The organism is Streptomyces sp. NBC_00190 (genome assembly GCF_036203305.1).
Classification (GTDB): domain Bacteria; phylum Actinomycetota; class Actinomycetes; order Streptomycetales; family Streptomycetaceae; genus Streptomyces.
The window spans coordinates 4,642,771-4,660,336 of sequence record NZ_CP108131.1 but is presented as its reverse complement, the minus strand read 5'-3'; the positions used below and the strand labels follow the sequence as shown (position 1 = coordinate 4,660,336).

Below are 17,566 nucleotides of genomic sequence, written 5' to 3'. Positions count from 1 at the left end.
CGGCCGTCAGCCGAACAGCCGCTCGAGCACCACCGCGATGCCGTCGTCCTCGTTCGAAAGGGTGACCTCGTCGGCGACGGCCACCAGCTCCCGGTGGGAGTTGGCCATGGCCACCCCGTGGGCGGACCAGGCGAACATCGGGACGTCGTTCGGCATGTCCCCGAACGCGATCGTCGCCGACGCGGGCAGCCCCAGGACCTCCGCCGCCCGCGCGAGGCCGGTGGCCTTGTCGATGCCCGGCGGCTGGAGTTCCACCGTGTGCTCCCCCGCCATGGTCACGTTCACCAGGTCGCCGACCACCGACCGGGCCACGCGCGTCAGCTCGTCGTCGTCCAGCCGGGGGTGCTGGAGCAGCACCTTGTTGATCGGGGCCGGCCACAGGTCCGACCGCCTCGGCACCCGCACCGTCGGCAGATGGGGGTGCCACATCCGGTAGCCCGGCCCTATCAGCATCTCCGCGTCCACCCCCTCCTGGTTGACCGCCGCGTAGACCTCGCCGATCTCCGCCTCGATCTTGCCGAGGGCCACCTCGGCCAGCCCCCGGTCCATGCAAACGGAGTGCAGCAGGCGCCCGCGCGCCGCGTCGTACACCTGCGCGCCCTGCCCGCACACCGCGAGCCCCGTATATCCAAGGCCGTCCAGGACGTGCCGTACCTGCGGGACCGGGCGGCCGGTGACGATGATGTGCTGGGCGCCGGCCGCGCGGGCCGTCGCGAGTGCCGCGGACGAACGGGCGGAGACGGCGTCCCCGGCGCGCAGCAGAGTCCCGTCCAGGTCGGTGGCGATCAAGGCATAGGGGAGGGCGGAAGTCACGGCGTCAAGGATACGGACCCTGTTGGACAAGTCCTACAAATACTCCCCGAATCCGGCCTCCCGAAGCCCCCACCAGCCACGTACCGTGTCAACAAGCCCCCGGGACACCCCCGGACCGCGTCGAAAGCGAGGCAGCACCCCATGCCCCAGCAGAGCCCCCTCGATGTACCCGAGGGCGACCCGTTCGGGCCGCACAACCTCCCCTACGGCGTCTTCTCGACCGCCGGGGAGAGCCGGCGCCGGATCGGTGTGCGGATCGGCGGACACGTGCTCGACGCGGGGGCGGCCGCGGCCGCGCTCGGTTCCCCGTACGCCGGGCTGCTCGGGCAGTCCTCCCTCAACCCGCTGCTCGCCGCCGGCCGCACCGCCTGGCGCGACGTGCGCCGCGCGCTGACCGCCTGGGTCACCGACCCCGGGCACCGGCCCACGGTGGAGCCGCACCTGCTGCCGCTGGACGAGGTCGAGCTGCACCTGCCGTACGAGGTCGCCGACTACGTCGACTTCTACGCGAGCGAGCACCACGCCACCAACGTCGGCATGATGTTCCGCCCGGACGGGGACGCGCTGACCCCCAACTGGAAGCACCTGCCCATCGGTTACCACGGCCGCTCCGGCACGATCGTGGTCTCCGGGACCGACGTCGTACGGCCCAGCGGGCAGCGCAAGGCGCCCACCGACCCGGCGCCCGTCTTCGGCCCGTCCGTCAAGCTCGACATCGAGGCCGAGGTCGGCTTCGTCGTCGGCACCCCCTCCGAGCTGGGCAGCCCGGTGGCACTGGGCGAGTTCGAGGACCACGTCTTCGGGCTCTTCCTCCTCAACGACTGGTCGGCGCGCGACATCCAGGCCTGGGAGTACGTGCCGCTCGGCCCCTTCCTCGGCAAGTCCTTCGCCACCTCCGTCTCCGCCTGGGTGACCCCGCTGGAGGCCCTGGACGCGGCCCGCGTCGCCCCGCCCGCCCGGGACTTCCCGCTGCTGCCCTACCTCGACGACTCCGCCGTCGAGGTCCCCGGCGGCTTCGACCTGCGCATCACCGTGTCCATCAACGGGCAGGAGGTGGCGCAGCCGCCGTTCGCGTCGATGTACTGGACCGCCGCCCAGCAGCTCGCGCACATGACCGTCAACGGCGCCTCCCTGCGCACCGGCGACGTCTACGGCTCCGGCACCGTCAGCGGCCCCGAGACGGGCCAGCGCGGCTCGCTGCTGGAGCTGACCTGGAACGGGCGCGACGCGATCGAGCTCGCCGACGGCAAGCGGACCTTCCTGGAGGACGGGGACACCGTCACCCTCACCGCCTGGGCTCCGGGCACGGACGGTACGCGCGTGGGCCTCGGCGAGGTCACCGGCCGCATTGTGGGATCCCGCTAGTCCGGATCCCGGGACGAACGGCTTCGGCGCGGTGGCGTATCTTCTCCCCGCCCCGCCGAAGCCGCAGGTCAGAGCCGTGTGAAGACGCCGCCCGGTGGCGCAACACTGCGGCAACACCATCACCGCCCCACCCCCGGTACGTTCCCTGCCATGCCAGCCGAACGCACCGTCACGCACACCGTCCCGGTCGCCGCCGCGCGCCGTCGGCGACTGCGCGCGGACCAGGCGCGACAGCTAGCCGACCTGCTGCGCCACCAGATCCTTGCGGGCGGCTACCCCGGCGGGGTCCTCCCCCTGGAGGACACCCTCGCCGCCGACTACGGCGCCGGCCGCAACACCGTCCGCCAGGCCCTCGACCTGCTGCGCGGCGAGCAGCTGGTGGAACGCCGGCCCGGCGTCGGCACGGTCGTCGTCTGCGAGAAGTACCCGCACGGCCTGGACCGCCTCCAGGGGCTCGCCGAGACCCTGCACGAGCACGGCCGGGTGACGAACGAGGTCCGCACCGTCGGCCCCGTGCGTGCTCCCGCCCCGGTCGCCGGCCGCCTGGGCCTGCCCGAGCACGAGGACGTGCTCTACATCGAGCGGCTGCGCCGCCTGAACGGGCTGCCGCTCTCCCTCGACCTCACCTACGTCCCGATGGACATCGGCGCCGGACTGCTGGGCTGCGACCTGGAGAACACCGACGTCTTCCGGCTCCTGGAACAGCTGACCGGGCAGCCGCTCGGCCACGCCGAGATCACCCTTGAGGCCGTCAACGCCGACGCGCACTCCGCCGCCGTCCTCCAGGCCCCGCGCGGGGCCGCCGTCCTGATGCTGGAACGCCTCACCCACCTGGGCGACGGCCGCCCCGTGGACCTGGAGTTCATCCGCTTCCGCGGCGACCGCATCACCATGAGCGGCCTGCTGCGCCGCTCCCTCTGAACCTCTGCGTACCCACCTTCCTGGAGACAGCCATGCCTCTGGTCCCCCAGCGCGGCGACGTGCCCGTGACCATCGACGAGTCCCTGTGCATCGACGGCTGCACCCTCTGCGTCGACATGTGTCCGCTCGACTCGCTCGCGATCCGCGAGGACAACGGCACGGCGTACATGCACGTGGACGAGTGCTGGTACTGCGGCCCGTGCGCCGCCCGCTGTCCCACCGGCGCGGTCACCGTCAACATGCCCTACCTGCTCCGGTGAAAGGTTCCGTTCCCATGCGTGCCATCCCCTCGAAGGCGCTCGCGCCCGCGCTCGTCCTGCTCCTCGCCCCGCTCGCCACCGCCTGCGGCGACGCGTCCGGGGCGTCCGGCCCGAAGACGGTCACCGTGACCGTCGGCTACCAGTCCAAGACCATCAACACCGTCACCGCCGGCACCCTGCTGCGCTCCCTCGGCTACTTCGAGCAGGAGCTCGCGGCGCGCGGCAAGAAGGACGGGGTCACGTACAAGGTGGACTGGCAGGACTACGCCACCGGCGCCCCGATCACCGCCCAGATGACCGCCGGGAAGATCGACATCGGCTCGATGGGCGACTTCCCGCTGCTGATCAACGCGGTGCGCGGCCGGGAGCTGAAGCAGCCCACCCGCCTCGTGGCAGTGACCGGCTACAACCTGCGCGGCGGCCTCAACACCGTGGTCACCGCGCCGGATTCGAAGCTGGAGTCCCTCACCGACCTGCGCGGCAAGAAGGTGTCGACCAGCGTCGGCTCCGCGGCCGACGGCACCCTCGTACGGGCCCTGCAGCGCGCCGGGATCGACCCTACGAGCGGCATCGAGAAGCTCAACCAACAGCCCAGCGTGGGCGCTTCGGCGCTCCAGGCGGGCAGCGTCGACGCGCTGTCGCAGTTCGTGGCGTGGCCGGGGCAGCTGGCCTACGAGGGGCGGGCGAAGGCCTTGTACGACGGCGCCGAGCTGAACGTGCCGACCTTCCACGGAGTCACCGTCCGGGAGAAGTTCGCGCGCGAGCGGGCCGGCGTACTGGAGGACTTCCTGCGGGCGCAGCGCAAGGCGACCGACCACCTGCGCGCGGAGCCGGTCGCGGCCGCCGAGTCGGTGGCCAAGGAGACCGGCCTGCCGGCGGAGGTCGTGTACCTCTACAACGGTGCCAACGGCATCGCGACCTTCGACCCGGCCCTGCGCCCGGAGCTGGTCGAGGCGCTGAAGGCGGACGTGCCGGTGCTGAAGGACGCCAAGCTGGTCGGCGACGTGGACGTGGACGGCTTCCTGGACCCGGAGCCGCTGAAGCGGGCGGTGGCCGGCGCGCCCGAGTACCCGCAGGCGACGGCCGCCCGTCCCGAGCTGTGGCTCAAGGGGCAGGCCCGTACGCAGAGCTTCGCCACCCCGCGCGAGCTGCTGAAGGCCGCGCGCGGCGCGGACGTCCGGGCGGCGTACGTACCGGACGCGGTGACGGGCACCCTCTGGTTCGCCGACAAGGCGGTGTGGGTCGCGGAGGGGCCGGAGCTGCGCGCCTTCGTCACGGGCGCGGGCGCGACGTCGTACGTCGACCGGCACAGGGGATCCGGGGCGCGGATCGTGAGCTTCGCCGAAGCCGGAGCCCTGGCGTCATGACGGGCGGGCGCAGGCTGCTGCGGGCGGCTTCGCTCGGCGCGGCGCTCCTGCTGTGGCAGGGGCTGACCGCCCTCGACGTGAACCTGTGGCTGCGCTTCGAGCAGTTCCCGACGGTGGGCGAGGTGGCGGCGACGTTCGCGGAGCGGGCCGGGGCCGCGGCCTACTGGCAGGACCTGGGCTTCAGCCTGCGCCGGATCGTGGCGGGCTTCGCGCTCGCCGCGGTCCTGGGGGTGGCGGTGGGCACGGCGGTCGCCCGGTCACGGATCGCGGAGGACGTGGTGGGCCCGCTGCTGGAGGTGCTGCGGCCGATCCCGGCCATCGCGCTGGTGCCCGTGGCGATCCTGCTGTTCCCCTCGAACGAGCAGGGGATCGTCTTCATCACCTTCGCCGCCGCCTTCTTCCCCGTCCTGGTCTCGACGCGGCACGCGGTGCGGGCACTGACACCGGTGTGGGAGGAGGCCGTCCTGACGATGGGCGGCGGCCGGGGGCGGGTGCTGTTCTCGGTGGTCCTGCCGGGTGCCCTGCCGGGCATCTTCGGCGGACTGTCGGTCGGCATCGGCGTCTCGTGGATCTGCGTGATCTCGGCGGAGATGATCTCGGGCGAGTACGGGGTCGGCTACCGGACCTGGCAGGACTACACGGTGGTCGACTACCCCGGCGTCTTCGTCGGCATGGTCACCATCGGCGTGCTGGGCTGGCTGACGTCCACGGCGGTGGAGCGGGCGGGCCGCCGTCTGACGCGCTGGCTCCCCTCGCGCGCCTCCTCCGGCCCCGCACCGTCCTCCACCGCCCGGAGCCGGGCGGGGCGGGGCCCGAAGAGCCCGTCCCTGAGGCCGTCCGGCGCAGCCGTCCCGGTTTCCGGGCCGGACTCCTTCCCGAAGCGGACCCGAGAGGTGGCCCGATGAGCCTGACCCAGGCCGATGCACGGACCGGTACCGGCGGCGTGGCGCACGCCGGCCCGCCCGGGGCCCGGCTCGTCCTGAGCGGGGTGCGGCTGGGGCACCGCGGGAACGTGGTGCTCGACGAGGTCGACCTGACGGTCGAACCCGGCGAGGTGCTGGCCGTCGTGGGACCGTCCGGATGCGGGAAGTCCACGCTGCTGCGGACCCTGGCCGGGCTGCTGCCGCCGCTCGGCGGCACGGTCGAGCAGGACGGCGCCCCGGTCACGGGCCCGGACGCCGACCGGGCCCTGGTCTTCCAGGACGACGCCCTGCTGCCCTGGCGGACCGTCCGGGCCAACGTCGAACTCCCCCTGGCCATCGGCAGGTCCGCCGGGCGGCTGCCGCGCGCCGAGCGGCGGCGGACCGCCGAGGAGTGGCTGGAGCGCGTGGGCCTGGCCGGGCACGCGCACAAGCTCCCGCACCAGCTCAGCGGCGGTCAGCGCCAGCGCGTGCAGCTGGCCCGCGCCCTCGTCGCGCGCCCGCGCGCCGTCCTCATGGACGAACCCTTCGGCGCGCTCGACGCGCAGACCCGCGCCGAGATGCAGGACCTCCTCGTCGACGTCCTCGCGGGCACCGGGGCGACCGTCGTCTTCGTCACCCACGACGTGGACGAGGCGCTCTTCCTCGGCGACCGCGTCGCGCTCCCGGCCACCGGCGAGGTGCTGGACGTGCCCCGGCCGCGCACCCGGGCCGCCGACCACGCCGCACTGCGCCGGCAGATCATCAACTCACTCTGAAGGGCCGCACCATGGACATCCCCGCGATCCGCGACGCCGAGGAACTCTCCTGCGACGTCCTCGTCATCGGCGGCGGTACCGCCGGCACGATGGCGGCGCTCACCGCCGCCGAGCGCGGCGCGCGGGTCCTGCTCCTGGAGAAGGCCCACGTACGCCACTCCGGCGCCCTCGCCATGGGCATGGACGGGGTCAACAACGCCGTCGTCCCCGGCCGGGCCGAGCCCGACGACTACGTCGCCGAGATCACCCGCGCCAACGACGGGATCGTCGACCAGTCCACGGTCCGCCAGACCGCCACCCGCGGGTTCGCGATGGTGCGGCGCCTGGAGTCGTACGGGGTGAAGTTCGAGAAGGACGAGCACGGCGAGTACGCCGTCCGCCAGGTCCACCGCTCCGGCTCCTACGTCCTGCCGATGCCGGAGGGCAAGGACGTCAAGAAGGTCCTCTACCGGCAGCTGCGGCGCCGCGAGATGCGCGAGCGGATCCGGATCGAGAACCGGGTGATGCCGGTACGGGTCCTCACCTCGCCCGAGGACGGCCGGGCGATCGGCGCGGCCGCCTTCAACACCCGTACCGGCGGTTTCGTCACCGTCCGCGCGGGGGCGGTGATCCTGGCGACGGGCCCGTGCGGGCGCCTGGGACTGCCGGCCTCCGGATACCTCTACGGCACGTACGAGAACCCGACCAACGCGGGCGACGGCTACGCCATGGCGTACCACGCGGGCGCCGCGCTGACCGGGATCGAGTGCTTCCAGATCAATCCGCTGATCAAGGACTACAACGGGCCGGCGTGCGCGTACGTCGCCAACCCCTTCGGCGGCTACCAGGTCAACCGGCACGGCGAGCGCTTCGTGGACTCCGACTACTGGTCGGGGCAGATGATGTCGGAGTTCGCGGCCGAACTCGCCTCGGACCGGGGGCCGGTGTACCTGAAGCTGAGCCACCTCCCGGAGGAGTCGGTGGCCTCCCTCGAATCGATCCTGCACACGACGGAGCGGCCGACGCGCGGCACCTTCCACGCGGGGCGCGGCCACGACTACCGCACGCACGACATCGAGATGCACATCTCGGAGATCGGGCTGTGCGGGGGCCACTCCGCCTCCGGGGTCCGCGTCGACGACCACGCACGCACCACGGTCCCGCGCCTGTACGCGGCCGGTGACCTGGCCTCCGTACCGCACAACTACATGATCGGGGCGTTCGTCTTCGGCGACCTGGCGGGCGCGGACGCCGCCCGGTACACCGCGTACGAGGGGGAGCTGCCGGCGCGGCAGCTGGCGGAGGCGCACGAGCTGGTCTACCGGCCGCTGCGCAACCCGGACGGGCCGCCGCAGCCGCAGGTGGAGTACAAGCTGCGGCGGTTCGTGAACGACTACGTGGCGCCGCCGAAGTCGGGCGCGAAGCTGTCGCTCGCCGTGGAGGCCTTCGACCGCATGACCGGCGAGATCGCGCAGATGGGCGCGAGCACCGCGCACGAGCTGATGCGGTGTGCGGAGGTGTCCTTCATCCGGGACTGCGCGGAGATGGCGGCCCGGTCCTCGCTGGCCCGGACGGAGTCCCGCTGGGGCCTCTACCACGAGCGGCTCGACCATCCGGAGCGGGACGACGCGGGCTGGCTGCACCATCTGGACCTGCGCAAGTCGGCCTCGGGGGCGATGGAGTTCACCGCCCGGCCGGTGGAGCCGTACCTGGTGCCGGTGGACGGGTTCGCCCCGGCGGGCGGCCCCGAACGGCACCTCGGCGAGGTCGAACTGGTCCCGGTGGCGACGGCCGGCCCGCGCCGGACGCCTCCGGCGGCGCGTACGGCGGCGCCTCCCGCCCCGGAGGAGCCCGCGGCCGCCGGTCCCGCCCGCGCCGCCGGACCCTCCCCGCGGATCCTCGAACTGCTCGCCCTCGCCGAGGAGTCGCCCGACCTGCCCGCCCTGTTCCCCTACCTCGGCGACCCCGACCCGGCGGTCCGGGCCGCCGCCGTGGCCGCGCTCGGGGAAACGGTCCCGGCGGGGGCCGGGCCCGCGCTGGCGCTCCGGCTCGCGGACACGGACCGCGGCGTACGGGCGGCCGCGGCGGGCGCGCTGCGGGAGCTGGTGGAGGTCCTGCCGGGCGATCCCGGTCTGGCGGCCGGGTTGCGGACGGCCCTGGCGGTGGGCGACCCGGCGGTGCGCTCGGCCGCGCTGGAGGTCCTGCGGGCGCTGCGCCTCGGCGACGCGGAGCTGTACGCGGCCGCGCTGGCCGACGCCGAGGTGGACGTACGGATCCACGCGGTGCGGGGGCTGGTGTCCGTGGACGCGGCGGCGGAGCTGGCCGGGGCCGCCGGGGACCCGGCCCGTGAAGTCCGGGTCGCCGTCGCCAAGGGCCTGGCCGCGGTCCGCGATCCGGCACCGGCGCCGCTGGACCCGCTGCTCTCGGATGCCGACCCGCTGGTGCGGGGTGCGGCGCTGGGCGCGCTGGCCTCGGTCGGCTGCCCGGACGGGTACGCCCGTACCGCGGTGGCGGCTCTGGACGACACGGCCTGGCAGGTCCGCGCGGGGGCGGCGGCCGGGCTGTCGGCGGCCGTCGCGGAGGCGGCCGTGCCGGCTCTGGCCAAGGCCCTGGTCGACGCCAACGCGGACGTCCGGAAGGCGGCGGTGTTGTCCCTGCTGGCCCACCGGGCCTCCGGGGAGGCCCGGGCCGCGCTCGCCACGGCGGTCGGCGACCCCGACGCGGACGTCCGGGCGTACGCGGCCCGCGCCTAGGGCTTCGGATCGTGCCGGGCCCCCGTTCGGAGGCGCGCCGCGTGCGGCGGAGGGTGGGGGCCGGGATGGTGGACGGACGAATGGAAGCGGGAACCCGTACCCCCGTACCCCCATCACGAGGAGCCGCAGCCATGACCGTGCGCACCCTGAAGACCGTCCTGACCTGCGCGGCCGCCGTGTCGCTCGGCCTGGGCGCCGTGGCCCCGGCCCACGGGGTCGAGGGGCCCGCGCCCGACCCGCACGACCGCAAGGCCATGAGGGACATGGCGACGGCGATCGCGGTGACGGCCAGGTACACGGACGAGCGGGAGGCCCTCAAGGACGGGTACGTCCCGCACGGCCATGAGTGCATGACCAACCCGTTCGGGGTGGGCGCCATGGGCTACCACTACGTCAAGCAGGCCAACTGGGGTTCGATGGACCCCAGCAGGCCGACGGCGCTCCTCTACAGCACGGCGAAGGACCGCAACGGCCGTCGCATGCTCCAGACCGTGGAATGGATGTCCACCGACGGGGACCAGGACCTGAAGACCACCGACGACAGGCCGAGCATGTTCGGGCTGCCTTTCGACGGACCCATGCCGGGCCACTGGGCGGGCATGCCCAAGCACTACGACCTGCACCTGTGGGCGTACAAGAAGAACCCGGCCGGCCGTTTCCACAACTGGAACCCCGCGCTGACCTGCCCGGGCAAGGCCGCTGCCCCGGCGAAGCCCGGGCACGCGCACGGCCACTAGGCCGCGCCGCCCTGCCGGGTCAAGTGCCATGCGCATATGGCTCACTCATGAGGACGGTGTTCCGCGGATCCCCGGCGATACGCTGGTCGCACTCGCGAGACTCCGGCTCATGGGAGCACTGATGAAACCGGAACACAGCTGGCCGATCCCCCCGCCGGGCGGCTGGACTGCCGACGACCTGGACACGCTTCCGAATCTGCCTCCGCACACGGAGCTGATCGACGGGAGCCTGGTCTTCGTGAGTCCGCAGACTCAATTCCACATGCGCGCGGTCAACTTCCTCACCTGGCAGCTCATGGATCAGCAGCCGCCGGGCCTTGAGGTCTTCCGCGAGTTCACGATCGACATCGACCGTCACAACCGCCCCGAACCCGATGTCATCGTCGTGGAGGAAAGCGCCGTGGGCGATCTGGACCAGACCCGGCTCCCTGCGGACTCCGTTCGCCTGGCCATTGAAGTGGTCTCGCCCGAGTCCGTCGGCCGTGACCGTGGCGTCAAGCCGGTCAAGTACGCAGAAGCGGGCATTCTTCACTTCTGGCGCGTGGAGAACAAGGATGGTCGTGCCGTGGTCTACGTCTACGAATTGGACCCGTCGACCGGGAGCTACGGGACCGCGGGCATCTTCCACGACCGTCTCAAAGTCTCGTCTCCCTTCGCCATCGACCTCGACCTGACCGCCATCACTCCCGAACGGCGCACCGCCGAGTAGCACCGCGCACGCGACGGGGCCCGGCTCCCCCGAAGGGGGGCCGGGCCCCGTCCCGTACGACGGACCGGTCAGCGGACGAACGTGCTCGCCTGCCCCGCCAGGTCCAGGAAGTACTGCGGCGCCACGCCCAGGACCACGGTGACCGCGACGCCCACCGCGATGGTCGTCATGGTCAGCGGCGAGGGGACGGCCACGGTCGGGCCGTCGGCCTTCGGCTCGCTGAAGAACATCAGGACGATCACCCGGATGTAGAAGAACGCGGCGATCGCGGACGAGATGACACCGATCACGACCAGCGCTCCCGCGCCGCCCTCCGCCGCCGCCGTGAACACGGCGAACTTGCCGGAGAAGCCCGAGGTCAGCGGAATGCCGGCGAAGGCCAGCAGGAACACCGCGAAGACGGCCGCGGTCAGCGGCGAACGCCGTCCCAGCCCGGCCCACTTGGACAGGTGCGTCGCCTCGCCGCCCGCATCGCGCACCAGGGTGATCACCGCGAAGGCGCCGATCGTCACGAAGGAGTACGCGGCCAGGTAGAAGAGGACCGACTGGACGCCCTCCGCCGAGGTCGCGATCACACCGGCCAGGATGAAGCCCGCGTGGGCGATCGAGGAGTACGCCAGCAGCCGCTTGACGTCCGTCTGGGTCACGGCGATCACCGCGCCCGCGAGCATCGTGACGATCGCGACGGCCCACATCACCGGCCGCCAGTCCCACCGCATGCCGGGCAGGACCACGTACAGGAGACGGAGGAGGGCGCCGAACGCGGCCACCTTCGTCGCCGCCGCCATGAAGCCGGTGACCGGGGTCGGGGCGCCCTGGTAGACGTCCGGGGTCCACATGTGGAAGGGGACCGCGCCGACCTTGAAGAGCAGGCCCATCAGGATCAACGCCATGCCGATGAGCAGCAGCGCGTCATTGCCCATGGTGGAGGCCAGCGCCGGGTCGACCTTCGAGAGCGTGCCGTCGACCACGTCGGAGATCACCGCGTAGGAGACCGAGCCCGCGTACCCGTAGAGCAGCGCGATGCCGAAGAGAAGGAAGGCGGAGGAGAAGGCTCCCAGCAGGAAGTACTTCACCGCGGCCTCCTGCGACATCAGCCGCTGGCGGCGGGCGACGGCGCAGAGCAGGTACAGCGGGAGGGAGAAGACCTCCAGCGCGATGAACAGCGTCAGCAGGTCGTTGGCCGCCGGGAAGATCAGCATCCCTGCGATCGCGAACAGGGCCAGCGGGAAGACCTCGGTGGTGGTGAAGCCCGCCTTGACGGCGGCCTTCTCGCTGTCGCTGCCCGGGACGGACGCCGCCTGCGCGGCGAAGGAGTCCACCCGGTTGCCGTGTGCGGCCGGGTCGAGCCTGCGCTCGGCGAAGGTGAAGATCGCGACGATCGAGGCCAGCAGGATGGTGCCCTGCAGGAACAGCGCCGGGCCGTCCACCGCGATGGCGCCCATCGCCGCGATGTGCGCCTTGGTGCTCCCGTACCCGCCGGCCGCGAGGCCGACGACCGCCGCGAAGGCCGAGGCCAGCGCGGCGACGGCGAGGAACACCTGCACGTAGTAGCGGGTTTTGCGCGGTACGAAGGCCTCGACGAGGATCCCGAGGACCGCCGCGCCCACCACGATCAGCGTGGGCGCGAGCTGCGCGTACTCGATGACCGGCGCCGGGATCCGGTCGACCGGTCCGTCGGCCGCCAGTGTCCACAGGCTGTGGGCGGAAGTCAGTGTGCTCACTTCGCCGCCTCCCCGTTCTTGGCGTGCTCGGCTTCGACGGAGACCTCGGGCTTGGGGTCCGTCTGGTTGACGTCCGACATGGTGTATTCCACCGCCGGGTTGACGATGTCGGTGAGCACCTTCGGGTAGACGCCCAGCCCGATCAGCAGCGCGATCAGCGGGGCGACCACCAGCACTTCCCGCAGGCGCAGGTCCGGCATCGTGCGGACCTGCTCCTTCACGGGGCCGGTCATCGTGCGCTGGTAGAGCACCAGCGTGTAGAGCGCCGCCAGCACGATGCCGATGGTGGCGATGATGCCGACGACCGGGTACCGGGCGAACGTGCCGACCAGGACCAGGAATTCACTGACGAAGGGCGCGAGCCCCGGCAGCGAGAGGGTGGCGAGGCCGCCGATCAGGAAGGTGCCGGCGAGGACCGGGGCCACCTTCTGGACGCCGCCGTAATCGGCGATGAGCCGCGAGCCGCGCCGCGAGATCAGGAAGCCGGCCACCAGCATCAGCGCCGCCGTCGAGATCCCGTGGTTGACCATGTAGAGCGTCGCACCGGACTGGCCCTGGGAGGTCATCGCGAAGATGCCCAGGATGATGAAGCCGAAGTGCGAGATGGAGGCGTAGGCGACCAGCCGCTTGATGTCGCGCTGCCCGACCGCGACCAGCGCGCCGTAGACGATGCTGATCAGGGCCAGGACGAGGATCACCGGCGTGGCCCACTTGCTGGCGTCCGGGAAGAGCCCGAGGCAGAAGCGGAGCATCGCGAAGGTGCCGACCTTGTCGACGACCGCGGTGATCAGTACGGCGACCGGGGCGGTGGACTCGCCCATCGCGTTCGGCAGCCAGGTGTGCAGCGGCCACAGCGGGGCCTTCACCGCGAAGGCGAAGAAGAAGCCGAGGAACAGCAGCCGCTCGGTGTTGGTCGCCATGTCGAGCGTGCCCGCGGCGCGGGCATCGGTGATCTCCTGGAGCGAGAAGTTCCCGGCGACCACATACAGCCCGATGACGGCGGCCAGCATGATCAGGCCGCCGACCAGGTTGTAGAGGAGGAACTTGACCGCCGCGTACGAGCGCTGCGCGGCCGCGTTCTCGTCGGAGCCCGAGTGCGCCCGGTCCCCGAAGCCGCCGATGAGGAAGTACATCGGGATGAGCATGGCTTCGAAGAAGATGTAGAAGAGGAAGACGTCGGTGGCCTCGAAGGAGATGATCACCATCGCCTCGACCAGCAGGATCAGGGCGAAGAAGCCCTGCGTCGGCCGCCATCGGGAGGACTGCGTCTCCAGCGGGTCGGCGTCGTGCCAGCCGGCCGCGATCACGAAGGGGATCAGGAGCGCGGTGAGGCCGATGAGCACCACCCCGATCCCGTCCACCCCCAGCTCGTAGCGGACGCCGAAGTCGGCGATCCAGGGCCGGGATTCGGTGAGCTGGTAGCGGTCGCCACCGGGCTCGAAGCGGATCGCGACGAGCACGGCCAGGGCCAGGGTCGCCAGCGAGAAGAGCAGGGCGAGCCACTTGGCTGCGGTTCTGCGGGCGGCCGGGACGGCCGCCGTCAGGATCGCACCGGCCGCGGGGACCGCGGCCGTCACCGTCAGAAGCGGGAAACTCATCTCACACCGCCCTCATCAGCAGGGTCGCGGCGATCAGGATCGCCGCGCCCCCGAACATCGAGACCGCGTAGCTGCGGGCGTAGCCGTTCTGCAGCTTGCGCAGCCGGCCCGAGAGCCCGCCGACCGAGGCGGCCGTCCCGTTGACCACCCCGTCGACCAGGCTGTGGTCGACGTACACGAGCGAGCGGGTCAGGTGCTCCCCGCCGCGCACGAGCACGACGTGGTTGAAGTCGTCCTGGTACAGGTCCCGCCGGGCCGCCCGGGTGAGGAGCGAGCCGCGCGGGGCGACGACCGGGACGGGCCTGCGGCCGTACATCGACCAGGCGATGGCGACGCCGACGACCAGGACCGCCATGGTGGCCAGCGTCACCGTCATGGCGCTGACCGGCGAGTGGCCGTGCGCGTACCCGGTGACGGGCTCCAGCCAGTTCAGGAAGCGGTCGCCGATCTCGAAGAAGGCGCCGGCGAAGACCGATCCGAAGGCCAGGATGACCATCGGGATGGTCATGGACTTCGGGGACTCGTGCGGGTGCGGCAGCTCACCGGGGTGCACCTCGACGCCGGGCTCGATGCCAGGGGTCGTGGCCGGGTCCGGGGCAGGCTGCCAGCGCTTCTCGCCGAAGAAGGTGAGGAGCATGACGCGGGTCATGTAGAAGGCGGTGATGCCGGCGCCCAGCAGGGCGACCCCGCCGAGGATCCAGCCCTCGGTGCCGCCCTTCGCGAAGGCCGCCTCGATGATCATGTCCTTGGAGAAGAAGCCCGACAGGCCCGGGAATCCGATGATCGCGAGGTAGCCGAGGCCGAAGGTGACGAAGGTGACCGGCATGTACTTCCGCAGCCCGCCGTACTTGCGCATGTCGACCTCGTCGTTCATCCCGTGCATCACGGAACCGGCGCCGAGGAAGAGGCCCGCCTTGAAGAAGCCGTGCGTCACCAGGTGCATGATCGCGAAGACGTAGCCGATCGGACCGAGGCCCGCGGCGAGGATCATGTAGCCGATCTGCGACATCGTCGACCCGGCGAGGGCCTTCTTGATGTCGTCCTTCGCGCAACCGACGATCGCACCGAAGAGCAGCGTGACCGCGCCCACGACGGTGACCACCAGCTGCGCGTCCGGCGCCCCGTTGAAGATGGCGCCCGAGCGGACGATCAGGTACACGCCCGCCGTCACCATCGTCGCCGCGTGGATCAGGGCCGAGACCGGGGTCGGGCCCTCCATCGCGTCACCGAGCCAGGACTGCAGCGGTACCTGGGCCGACTTGCCGCAGGCGGCCAGCAGCAGCATCAGGCCGATCGCCGTCAGCTTGCCTTCGGACGCCTCGCCGACCGCGCCGAACACCGGCCCGAAGGTGAACGTCCCGAAGGTGGTGAACATCAGCATGACCGCGATCGACAGGCCCATGTCGCCGACGCGGTTGACCAGGAAGGCCTTCTTCGCGGCCGTGGCCGCGCTGGGCTTGTGCTGCCAGAAGCCGATCAGGAGGTACGAGGCGAGGCCCACGCCCTCCCAGCCGAAGTACAGCAGCAGGTAGTTGCCGGCGAGGACCAGCAGCAGCATGGCCGCGACGAACAGGTTGAGGTAGCCGAAGAAGCGGCGGCGGCGCTCGTCGTGCTCCATGTACCCGATCGAGTACACGTGGATGAGCGTGCCCACCCCGGAGATCAGCAGGACGAAGGTCATCGACAGCTGGTCCAGCTGGAAGGCGATGTCCGCCTGGAAGCCCTCGACCGGGATCCAGCTCCACAGCTGCTGGTACAGGGTCCGGTCGTCGGGGCTGCGCCCGAGCATGTCGGCGAACAGCACCGCGCCGATCCCGAAGGAGACGGCCGCGAGCAGGGTGCCGATCCAGTGGCCGGCCTTGTCGAGGCGCCGGCCGCCGCACAGCAGCACCACCGCTCCGAGCAGGGGCGCCGCGATCAGCAGCGCAATCAGATTCTCCACTGTGAACGCCCCTTACAGCTTCATCAGGCTGGCGTCGTCGACCGAGGCCGAGTGGCGGGTACGGAACAGCGACACGATGATCGCGAGGCCCACCACGACCTCCGCGGCGGCGACGACCATCGTGAAGAACGCGAAGATCTGGCCGTCGAGGTTGCCGTGCATCCGCGAGAAGGTGACGAACGCGAGGTTGCAGGCGTTGAGCATCAGCTCGATGCACATGAACAGCACGATCGCGTTCTTGCGGATCAGCACACCGGTCGCGCCGATGGTGAACAGCAGGGCCGCAAGGTACAGGTAGTTGACCGGATTCACTTCGAGGCCTCCTCTCGGCCGAGGCGCTCCGCCGACCGCTGCTCCAGCGCCTTGAGGTCGTCCAGCGCCTCGCCGGAGACGTCCCGGATCTGGCCGCGGGCGCGCAGCGTCTTGCTGACCGTCAGCTCGGAGGGGGTGCCGTCCGGCAGCAGACCGGCCACGTCCACCGCGTTGTGCCGGGCGTAGACGCCGGGCGCGGGCAGCGGCGGGAGCTGGACGCCCTCGCGGACGCGGCGCTCGGCCAGTTCGCGCTGGGTGGCGGCCCGCTCGGTGCGCTCGCGGTGGGTGAGCACCATCGCGCCGACGGCCGCGGTGATCAGCAGCGCGCCGGTGATCTCGAAGGCGAAGACGTACTTGGTGAAGATCAGCTGGGCCAGGCCCTCGACGTGCCCGGCCGAGTTGATCCGGCCGAGCCCGTTGAAGTGGGTGAGGTTGGCGTGGCCGATGCCGGCGATCAGCAGGATGCCGAAGCCGAGACCGCACAGGACCGCTAGCCAGCGCTGCCCCTTGATGGTCTCCTTCAAGGAGTCGGCGGCGGTGACGCCGACGAGCATGACCACGAAGAGGAAGAGCATCATGATGGCGCCGGTGTAGACGATGACCTGGACGACGCCCAGGAAGTACGCCCCGTTGGCGAGGTAGAAGACCGCCAGGACGATCATCGTCCCGGCCAGGCTGAGGGCGCTGTGCACGGCCTTCTTCATCAGGATCGTCGCGAGTGCGCCGATGACGGCGACCGCGCCGAGGACCCAGAACTGGACCGCCTCGCCCGTGGAGGTCAGGGTGGCGGCGGCGACGGCGCTCATGCCTGCACCTCCTCGGCGGTTTCCGCGGCCTCGCCCTTGGCCACCTCGCCCTTGGAGACGGCCACCTGCCGGACCGTGCCGGGAGCGGCCCCCGTCACCAGTCCGCGGTAGTAGTCCGTGTCCTCCGTGCCGGGGAACATCGGGTGCGGTGCCTCGACCATGCCCTCGGTGAGGCCGGCGAGCAGCTGCTCCTTGGTGTAGATGAGCGATTCGCGGCTGGCATCGGCCAGTTCGAACTCGTTCGTCATGGTCAGCGCCCTGGTCGGGCACGCCTCGACGCACAGCCCGCACAGGATGCAGCGGGCGTAGTTGATCTGGTAGACCGCTCCGTACCGCTCGCCCGGGGAGTAGCGCTCCTCCTCGGTGTTGTCCGCGCCCTCCACGTAGATGGCGTCGGCGGGGCAGGCCCAGGCGCACAGTTCGCACCCGATGCACTTCTCCAGACCGTCCGGGTGCCGGTTGAGCTGGTGCCGTCCGTGGAAGCGCGGGGCGGTGGTCTTGTGCACCTCCGGGTACTGCTCGGTGAGGCGCTTCTTGAACATGGCCTTGAAGGTCACGCCGAAGCCGGCCACCGGGTTCTGCCACTTTTCGTCAGACATGTC

General features: G+C 71.6%; 16 protein-coding genes. 9 read left to right on the top strand and 7 right to left on the bottom strand.

Features of this window, described 5'->3' with window-relative positions; translation table 11 throughout:
• Positions 1–6: 6 nt before the first annotated feature.
• On the bottom strand, positions 7–813 hold the full coding sequence (locus OG429_RS22520; RefSeq protein ID WP_328927102.1) for an HAD family hydrolase: 807 nt from the start codon (positions 811–813) through the stop codon (positions 7–9).
• 141 nt (positions 814–954) lie between these two features.
• Between OG429_RS22520 and fahA the strand changes: the two genes are divergently transcribed.
• The 9 genes from fahA to OG429_RS22475 all read left to right on the top strand — a co-directional run bounded on the left by fahA (position 955) and on the right by OG429_RS22475 (position 10,582).
• Positions 955–2,178 carry a fumarylacetoacetase gene (gene fahA / locus OG429_RS22515; protein ID WP_328927101.1) on the top strand — a complete coding sequence of 408 codons (1,224 nt, stop codon included), beginning with the start codon at positions 955–957 and terminating at the stop codon, positions 2,176–2,178.
• A gap of 150 nt (positions 2,179–2,328) precedes the next feature.
• Complete coding sequence (locus tag OG429_RS22510) at positions 2,329–3,099, top strand: GntR family transcriptional regulator (RefSeq protein WP_328927100.1); 771 nt, start codon at positions 2,329–2,331, stop codon at positions 3,097–3,099.
• 32 nt (positions 3,100–3,131) lie between these two features.
• Entirely contained in the window at positions 3,132–3,359 is a 228-nt protein-coding gene (locus OG429_RS22505) for a 4Fe-4S dicluster domain-containing protein (protein WP_328927099.1), read from the top strand.
• A 14-nt stretch (positions 3,360–3,373) separates the two neighbouring features.
• On the top strand, positions 3,374–4,726 hold the full coding sequence (locus OG429_RS22500; RefSeq protein ID WP_328927098.1) for an ABC transporter substrate-binding protein: 1,353 nt from the start codon (positions 3,374–3,376) through the stop codon (positions 4,724–4,726).
• Positions 4,723–5,631, top strand: coding sequence for an ABC transporter permease (locus OG429_RS22495; protein ID WP_328927097.1), 909 nt, complete (start codon positions 4,723–4,725; stop codon positions 5,629–5,631). Before OG429_RS22500 ends, OG429_RS22495 begins: the two co-directional genes overlap by 4 nt.
• The gene (locus tag OG429_RS22490) at positions 5,628–6,404 is read left to right on the top strand and encodes an ABC transporter ATP-binding protein (protein WP_328927096.1); all 777 of its coding nucleotides are present in this window, start codon (positions 5,628–5,630) and stop codon (positions 6,402–6,404) included. Before OG429_RS22495 ends, OG429_RS22490 begins: the two co-directional genes overlap by 4 nt.
• A gap of 11 nt (positions 6,405–6,415) precedes the next feature.
• On the top strand, positions 6,416–9,136 hold the full coding sequence (locus tag OG429_RS22485) for a fumarate reductase/succinate dehydrogenase flavoprotein subunit (RefSeq protein ID WP_328927095.1): 2,721 nt from the start codon (positions 6,416–6,418) through the stop codon (positions 9,134–9,136).
• 131 nt (positions 9,137–9,267) lie between these two features.
• On the top strand, positions 9,268–9,873 hold the full coding sequence (locus OG429_RS22480; RefSeq protein WP_328927094.1) for a hypothetical protein: 606 nt from the start codon (positions 9,268–9,270) through the stop codon (positions 9,871–9,873).
• 109 nt (positions 9,874–9,982) lie between these two features.
• A complete protein-coding gene (locus OG429_RS22475; protein ID WP_328927093.1) occupies positions 9,983–10,582 on the top strand; it encodes a Uma2 family endonuclease in 600 nt (199 codons plus the stop codon).
• A 68-nt stretch (positions 10,583–10,650) separates the two neighbouring features.
• On the opposite strand, the gene nuoN is transcribed toward OG429_RS22475, so the two are convergent.
• The 6 genes from nuoN to nuoI are packed head-to-tail and all read right to left on the bottom strand — an operon-like array spanning position 10,651 to position 17,563.
• Positions 10,651–12,297, bottom strand: coding sequence for an NADH-quinone oxidoreductase subunit NuoN (gene nuoN, locus OG429_RS22470; RefSeq protein WP_405922428.1), 1,647 nt, complete (start codon positions 12,295–12,297; stop codon positions 10,651–10,653).
• A 5-nt stretch (positions 12,298–12,302) separates the two neighbouring features.
• Positions 12,303–13,904 (bottom strand): NADH-quinone oxidoreductase subunit M, encoded by a 1,602-nt coding sequence (locus OG429_RS22465; protein WP_328927091.1) that lies wholly within the window; start codon positions 13,902–13,904, stop codon positions 12,303–12,305.
• A gap of 1 nt (position 13,905) precedes the next feature.
• Complete coding sequence (nuoL, locus tag OG429_RS22460; RefSeq protein WP_328927090.1) at positions 13,906–15,846, bottom strand: NADH-quinone oxidoreductase subunit L; 1,941 nt, start codon at positions 15,844–15,846, stop codon at positions 13,906–13,908.
• 12 nt (positions 15,847–15,858) lie between these two features.
• Complete coding sequence (gene nuoK / locus OG429_RS22455; protein WP_328927089.1) at positions 15,859–16,158, bottom strand: NADH-quinone oxidoreductase subunit NuoK; 300 nt, start codon at positions 16,156–16,158, stop codon at positions 15,859–15,861.
• Positions 16,155–16,964: an NADH-quinone oxidoreductase subunit J gene (locus tag OG429_RS22450; RefSeq protein WP_328927088.1), complete on the bottom strand. Its 810-nt coding sequence runs from the start codon at positions 16,962–16,964 to the stop codon at positions 16,155–16,157. Before OG429_RS22450 ends, nuoK begins: the two co-directional genes overlap by 4 nt.
• The gene (nuoI, locus tag OG429_RS22445; protein WP_328927087.1) at positions 16,961–17,563 is read right to left on the bottom strand and encodes an NADH-quinone oxidoreductase subunit NuoI; all 603 of its coding nucleotides are present in this window, start codon (positions 17,561–17,563) and stop codon (positions 16,961–16,963) included. The genes OG429_RS22450 and nuoI overlap by 4 nt, the downstream gene beginning before the upstream one ends.
• Positions 17,564–17,566 lie beyond the last annotated feature (3 nt).